This window comes from Thermodesulfobacteriota bacterium, from assembly GCA_040755095.1.
GTDB lineage: Bacteria > Desulfobacterota > Desulfobulbia > Desulfobulbales > JBFMBH01 > JBFMBH01.
On record JBFMBH010000039.1, the window covers coordinates 24069 to 30727 of the forward strand.

The following is a 6659-nucleotide window of genomic DNA, read 5'->3' on the forward strand; positions in this document are numbered from 1 at the left end:
GCGACCAGCCCAGGAAAGAGACGCGGGGCGCCATGTTCAGCCTGATCAGGAAGAGCTTCGGCAACAAGATCATGGCGGTGGTGATCATCAGCATCTCCGTCGTCATGACCGCCGAGATCCTGCTGCGGATCTATTTTGGCACCCGGGATCGGATCAGCCTGGTGACGGCGCTCAACCGCGATGTGGCCGCCTCGACCTATGCCGGCATCCGCTACCCCATGTCGGTGGGCGACAGCGAGTCGGTGATCAAGGTCCTCAGGGACGTGCGCAGCAAGATGCAGGACGTCCAGGTCTACATGTGTGATTTCGACAGCCGGGTGGTGTGGTCGACCCACGAGACCCGGGTCCAGCAGCCGCTGGCCGGCATCCTCGCCAGTACCGAGGCCCTGGAGGCCCTGCGCCAGGCCCTGCTCACGGGCACCAGCCCGGAGAGATCCTTCCAGGAGGAGACGGCCGACGGTCTCTTCCTCATCACCATCCAGTCCATCGCCAACCAGGGGGACTGTTTCCACTGCCACGGCTCGAAACGGGCGGTGGTCGGCGGTCTGGTGATCCGGACCGACGTCCGGCAGGCCTATCGCGCGGTGTCCGATGCCCGGAACCGGACCATCGTCATCAGTGTCATCGGCATCTCGATCACCATCTTTCTCATCTACACGATGGTGGTCAAGTTCGTGCAGAGGCCGGTGCAGCAGCTGGCCGAGCAGGCCCGCCGCTTCGCGGATGGGGACATGAGCGTGTCGGTCTCCATCAACACCCAGGACGAGATCGGCGTCCTGGGCTCCCTGTTCAACGATATGGTCAAGCGGATCGGCGAGTTCAGCCGGGAGCTGGAAGCCGAGATCGCCAAGAAGAGCGTGCTGCTCCGGGAGCGGGCCACCCTGATCTTCCAGCTGCGGCGGGCGAACACGCGGCTCACCGAGCTCAACCAGATCAAGTCCAACTTCCTGGCCAACATGTCCCACGAGCTCAGGACGCCGATGAACTCGATCATCGGCTTTACCGATCTGCTGCTGGACGAGGTCGATGGCAAAATCAACGCCGAGCAGCGGCGGAGCCTGGAGAAGGTCTCGGCCAATGCCAGCCACCTCTTGCGACTGATCAACGATATCCTGGATCTGTCCAAGATCGAAGCGGGGCGAATCACCCTGGAGCCGGAGCGTTTCAGCATCTCCTCGTTGATCAGTAGCATCATGCCCCTGTTCGAGGTGCGGATCCGGGAGAAGAACCTGCAATATTCGGTGGCGGTCGACCAGGAAGCCGACCTGGTCTATGCCGATCCTGAGAAGGTCAAGTACATCCTGATCAACCTCATCACCAACGCCATCAAGTTCACCCAGGCCGGTGGCATCGACGTCGTGGTGCGCACCTCACGGCGTGGAGTTGCGCCCGGACAGCCGCCGCTTTTTGTCGAGGTCAGCGTCGTCGATACCGGCATTGGCATCGAGGAGGAGCATATCACCAGGATCTTCAACAAGTTCGTGCAGGCCGATCCTTCCGCGGCCAAGGGGGCGGAAGGCACCGGCCTCGGCCTTGCCATCGCCCGCAGCCTGGTGGCTCTGCACAAGGGCGTGATCTGGGTGGACAGCGAGCCGGGGAAGGGCAGTCGCTTCCATTTCACCATCCCGCTCCGGGAGGAGGTGCTGGAGCATCCGGAGCAGCCGGTCCTGGAGCTGACCGTGGCCGAGGAGCTGTCGCGTCTTTTTGAAACCCCCTGCGAGGTCTTTCTGGAGGAGCCACGCTCCCTGGGCAAGCCGACCCATTGCTGGGAGTATATGCACTGCGGCGAGGTCAGCTGTCCGGCTTACGGCTCCAAGGAGTCCCGCTGCTGGCTGATCCTGGGCACCCACTGCGCCGGGATGCGGGTCGGCGCCTATCCGGAGAAGGTGGTCTGCTGCCAGGGCTGCGAGGTCCTCCAGCAGTTTGTGCTCCAGCGGGAGAATCTCACCGACACCTTGTCCGCGCCTGCGCCCACCCTGGCAGAGGCCGAGCCCCAGGACAGCAGCGCCGGCCCCGACACCGGCGAGCCCGGCTCATGAAAAAGGCATCAGTCCGGGCCTGGAGGCCAGGACTGATGCCTTGTGCCCTTCCCCCATGGGCAGGGGCTCTTCAGGGCCGGGGAGAAGGCGGTGGGCCTGGGACCGGCAGGCTGCTTGCCTCCCCCTCGGCCTTGGCCAGCTCGGCTTCCGCCGCCCGGATGCGACCGGAAAGCCGCTCCTCCAAGGCAGCTCCCTGCTGCCGGCCGCCCGCGATGTACGCGAACCGTTCGGCGTAGTCTCCGGACCTGAGAGCCTTGACCTGGCGGGCCAGGGCCTCGACCCGCCGCTCCTGGCTGCTGAGCCTGATCTCCTGGCGGCTCACCAGGGCCGGGTTGGGGTGCACGGCCAGGTAGTACTGGACCGCCAGCTCGGCCACGATGAAGGGCAGAGCGGCGGCGAGCACGAAGAACATGACGTGACGCATGACCCGGACGCTCTTCGGTGCAGCCAGCTCCCGGGCACCGCTGCCCAGGGCGCCGGCGCCCGTTGTGCCGGGCAGGACCAGATCCTTATCCATGGTTGTTCCCTCCTTGCCGTGTTGGCTCCCCCCTGGTCGGGGAAAGAAGAGGGCCGCTATGCTAGTGGAAGAGCACAGCCAGCCGAATGAGCACCTCGGAGCCGATGAAGGGGATGGCCAGGCCGATGGAAAAGGCCAGGATGCAACGGCCGAGGCGCGGCCGGGGCCGGATGCTGTCCAGCCGCACCACCTTGGCCGGTGCTTCTCGCCCCGCTGTGGTCGGTCCGGTTCGGGAGATGGTTGAAGCTTCCATGGTGTCCTCCTCGGCATCGGGAAGTCGCGTTTCGTGGCCTGGTGAACGAGCTGCTGTCTGTCCCTGTGGCTTGCATCGGGCATGCCAGTGGTCGGGCTGGCGGAGGTTTCCAATCTAATATACTGATATTGTTTTATATTTTCGCAAGAACCACCTGGTGGTCCGGTGTGCGGCGGGGTGGAGGCTGGCGCCGGCTGTTGAGGAATTCAGCAGCCGGTGTTGAATTCCTCATGACCGGGGTCGGGCCGGGGGGGGGAAGGGGCGGCCGCCGCCGGGAAAGACGGCCCCGGGACGGCCTCCGGCGCGGCCGTCGGTGGCACCGGCATTGCAGCTTTCAGGGTCAGGGGGGCAGGTCCGCGGGGTGGGGGACAGCGGGATCACGCAGCAGGAGAGCGGGGGATACCCCGAGGGCGGGCGATGGGCGATTGGATCAGGCACAGCCTGGGCAACAAGATCCTGGCAGCGGTTTCCGTGTGCATCGTGCTGGTCATGGCCGCAGAGATCGCGCTGCGGCTCAACTTCGGCCGGAGCGATCGGATCGAGATCACCAGGACCCTGTCCATGGACCTGGCCGCGGCCACCTACGCCGGCATCCGCTACCCCATGTCGGTGGGGGACAACGAGGCGGTCAAGCATGCCCTGGCCGATATCCGGCAGGATATGGCGGACGTGGAGGTCTATGTCTGCGACGACCGGGGCCGCATCGTCTGGTCCACCCACAGCGACACCGCCCAGTCCCACCTGTCGGCGGTGCTGGCCGGCCCCGAGGCCCTGGCCGCGGTGGCGGCGATGCTGGAGCAGGGCCGGCCGCCGGACTGCTCCTTCGACGACACCTCCCACGGGAAGAAGGCCCTGGTCACGATGCTGCCGATCAGGAACCGCTCGGAATGCGTCCACTGCCATGGCGAATCCCGGCCGATTCTGGGCGGCATGGTGGTGCGGACCGATTTCCAGCACAGCATCGAGCGGATGACCGCCGGCAGCATCCGGACTGTGCTGGTCACCATGGTCGGCATTGCCGCCCTCATTATCCTGATCTCCTTCCAGATCCGGAAGCTGGTGCGCCTGCCGGTGGCGAACCTGGTCCAGGGGGCCGGCGCAGTGGCCAGCGGCGACCTGGATGTGGTCATCCCCGTGACCTCCTTGGACGAGCTGGGTGGTCTGGCCAAGTCCTTCAACCAGATGACCGGGGAGCTGCGAGCGGCCCGCGGGGAGATCGAGCGCTGGACCCATTCCCTGGAGGAGCTGGTGGAGGAGCGGACTACCCAGCTCAAGAAGGCCCAGGAAGGGGCGATCCAGGCGGAGAAGATGGCCTCCATCGGCCGCATGGCCGCCATTGTCGCCCATGAGATCAACAACCCGATCTCAGGCATCCGCACCTACGCCCGGCTGCTGCTGAAGAAGCAGGGGGAGATCTTCGTCCCGGGCATCAGCCCCAACCTGATCCGCTACCTGGAGACCATCGAAAGCGAGGCGGTGCGCTGCGGGGAGATCGTGAAGAGCCTTCTGCAGTTCTCCCGGCCCACCCGCCTGCAGCTGGCGCCACAGCGGCTGGCGCCGCTCATCGCCGAGGCGGTGGGGCTGGTGCAGCCCCAGCTGGAGGCGACCGGCTGCCGGGTGGACCAGGTGGCGCCTGTTGAAGGGCTCATGGTGGCGTGCGATCCGCAGCGCCTCAAACAGGCCCTGGTGGCCATTCTCATCAACGCCACCAACGCCGTCGTGAAGGATCAGGGGGTCATCGAGGTGGGGTGTCAGGTGCGAGGCGACGGCCAGACCGTGGCGGTGGCGATCCGGGACAACGGGGCCGGCATGGACGAGGAGACGAGGCAGCGCATGTTCGAGCCCTTCTTCACCACCAAGCTGGACCAGCTCAAGGAGAACGCCGGTCCCAACATCGGCCTGGGGCTGACCGTGGTGGACGAGATCGTCCGGCTGCATGGCGGCGAGATCCAGGTCCAGTCCCAGAAAGGCGCCGGCACCACCATCACCATCATCCTGCCCCTGGCCTTGTCTGCCGTCACTTCCGGAGCCCATACTTCTTGATCTTGTTGTACAGGGTGACCCGGTCGATCTTCAGCTCCTCCGCTGCCCGGCTGATGTTCCATTCGTTCAGCTCCAGGACCCGGGCGATGTGGACCCGTTGCGCACCGTCCAGGGAGAGGTCGGAGATCTCGGCCGGTCTCTTCTCGGGCCGGCGCAGGGTGATGGGCAGGTCAAAGGGCTCGATCAGGCTCCCTTTGCTCACCACCACCGCCCGCTCGATGGCGTTCTCCAGCTCCCGGACGTTGCCCGGCCAGTCGTAAGCCTGGAGCAGCGCCATCGCCTCCTGGTTGATCCCCTTGATATTCCGTGCCATCTGCCGGCTGTAGGCGGCGAGGAAATGGCTGGCCAGAACCGGGATATCCCCCCGCCGCTCCCTAAGCGGAGGGATCTCGATGACAAAGACATTCAAGCGGTAGTAGAGGTCGGACCGGAATTCCTCCCGCTCCATGGCGGCGGTGAGATCCTTGTTGGTCGCAGCGATGATCCTGAAGTCGGCCCGGATCTCCTTGCTGCCGCCTACCCGGTAGAAGCGCTTGTCCTCCAGGACCCGCAGGAACTCCATCTGGATCTTGGGGGAGATGTTGCCGATCTCGTCCAGGAAGATGGTGCCGCCGTCCGCCATCTCGAACTTGCCCTTCCGGGCCTGGTGGGCGCCGGTGAAGGCGCCCTTCTCGTGGCCGAAGAGCTCGCTTTCCAGGATCGTCTCCGGCAGGGCACCGCAGTTGATGGTGACCAGGGGGGCGTAGCGGCGCTGGCTGTTGACATGGATGGCCCGGGCCACCAGCTCCTTGCCGGTGCCGCTCTCCCCCCGGATGAGCACCGTGGAATCCACCTCGGCCACGGCGCGCACCTGCTCCAGGACCTGGACGACGGCGGGGCTGTCACCAATGATCTCGTCGGCGGAAAACGAAGTGGCGATGCTGGTCTTCAGGCGGTGCGTCTCGTCCACCAGCCGTTTGCGCTCGATGGCGTTCCGGACCAGCATGGCCAGATGGTCCGGGTCGAAGGGCTTGGAGAGGTAGTCGTAAGCGCCGCTCTTCATGGCCTGGACCGCCGAGTCCACCGAGGCGTAGGCGGTCATGATGATGATCACCCCGTCGGGCTGCGCCTCCTTGATCCGGTCCAGAAGCTCCATTCCCCCCATGCCGGGCATCCGGAGGTCCACGAAGAAGATGTCCCAGTCCCGCTCCACCAGGCGGCGGAGCGCCTCCTCGCCGCTGGCCGCCACCCCCACCTCGTAGCCCTCGTCCGAGAGCCAGGCCTGCAGGGAATCCCGGATGGAGAACTCGTCGTCCACCACCAGGATGGTGATGTCGCTGTTGCTGCGCTCCTGGGCCACGGTCATCCTCCTTCATGCCATGCTTCCCATGCTTCCCATGCTTCCCATGGGGCACTTGGTGTTATGGGAGGTGTGGGAGTCATGGGAAGCATGGGCATGGGGGAGCGGGGCGGCTGGGCTTAACGGATCTGCTCGTAGAAGTGCCTGAGATCCTCGGCCAGGAAGCGGTCGAGCCGGGCCTGGTGGCGGGCATGGCTGGCGGCAAGGTCCCCCAGGCCGGCCTGGGCCAGGAGGTCCTGCACCCGGGACCGGACCCGTTCCCAGAGGTGCTGGCGGTACGGGGTGTCCAGGCTGACCAGGCCTTCGGGCTGGCGCTGGTAGCGGCGGGCCACCCTGGGCAGCTGCCAGCGGGCAAAGGCCAGGGCCGTAAGCCCCACCCCGCCGGCGAGGCCGACCAGGGGCAGGGACAGGTGGCCAAGGCTCGGACGGCCGGCCCACAGGGCGCCGAACAGGGTCTCGGCCGGCCAG

6 protein-coding genes are annotated in these 6659 nt (G+C 66.0%); 2 read left to right on the forward strand and 4 right to left on the reverse strand.

What is annotated here, in order from left to right; genetic code table 11:
* Positions 1 to 32: 32 nt before the first annotated feature.
* Positions 33 to 2039, forward strand: coding sequence for an ATP-binding protein (locus AB1634_08045; protein MEW6219471.1), 2007 nt, complete (start codon positions 33 to 35; stop codon positions 2037 to 2039).
* Positions 2040 to 2109: 70 nt separating this feature from the next.
* Here AB1634_08045 and AB1634_08050 read toward each other — a convergent pair whose 3' ends face one another.
* Together AB1634_08050 and AB1634_08055 are read right to left on the reverse strand one after the other, a co-directional pair.
* Positions 2110 to 2556, reverse strand: coding sequence for a hypothetical protein (locus tag AB1634_08050; protein MEW6219472.1), 447 nt, complete (start codon positions 2554 to 2556; stop codon positions 2110 to 2112).
* Positions 2557 to 2617: 61 nt separating this feature from the next.
* Entirely contained in the window at positions 2618 to 2809 is a 192-nt protein-coding gene (locus AB1634_08055; GenBank protein MEW6219473.1) for a hypothetical protein, read from the reverse strand.
* Positions 2810 to 3226: 417 nt separating this feature from the next.
* On the opposite strand from AB1634_08055, the gene AB1634_08060 reads away from it, so the two are divergent.
* Positions 3227 to 4852, forward strand: coding sequence for an ATP-binding protein (locus AB1634_08060; GenBank protein ID MEW6219474.1), 1626 nt, complete (start codon positions 3227 to 3229; stop codon positions 4850 to 4852).
* Here the strand turns inward: AB1634_08060 and AB1634_08065 are convergent.
* Positions 4827 to 6191, reverse strand: a complete 1365-nt coding sequence (locus AB1634_08065; GenBank protein MEW6219475.1) for a sigma-54 dependent transcriptional regulator — start codon at positions 6189 to 6191, stop codon at positions 4827 to 4829. The two genes, AB1634_08060 and AB1634_08065, sit on opposite strands and share 26 nt — an antisense overlap.
* Before the next feature lie 119 nt (positions 6192 to 6310).
* Positions 6311 to 6659 (reverse strand): hypothetical protein (locus AB1634_08070; protein MEW6219476.1); only part of this gene is annotated, 349 nt, incomplete at its 5' end.

Excerpts from the sequence above, each read along its gene's own strand:
- AB1634_08050 (MEW6219472.1), bottom strand. The coding sequence starts at position 2,556 with ATGGATAAGGATCTGGTCCTGCCCGGCACAACGGGCGCCGGCGCCCTG.
- AB1634_08055 (MEW6219473.1), bottom strand. The coding sequence starts at position 2,809 with ATGGAAGCTTCAACCATCTCCCGAACCGGACCGACCACAGCGGGGCGA.
- AB1634_08060 (MEW6219474.1), top strand. The coding sequence starts at position 3,227 with ATGGGCGATTGGATCAGGCACAGCCTGGGCAACAAGATCCTGGCAGCG.
- AB1634_08045 (MEW6219471.1), top strand. The coding sequence starts at position 33 with ATGTTCAGCCTGATCAGGAAGAGCTTCGGCAACAAGATCATGGCGGTG.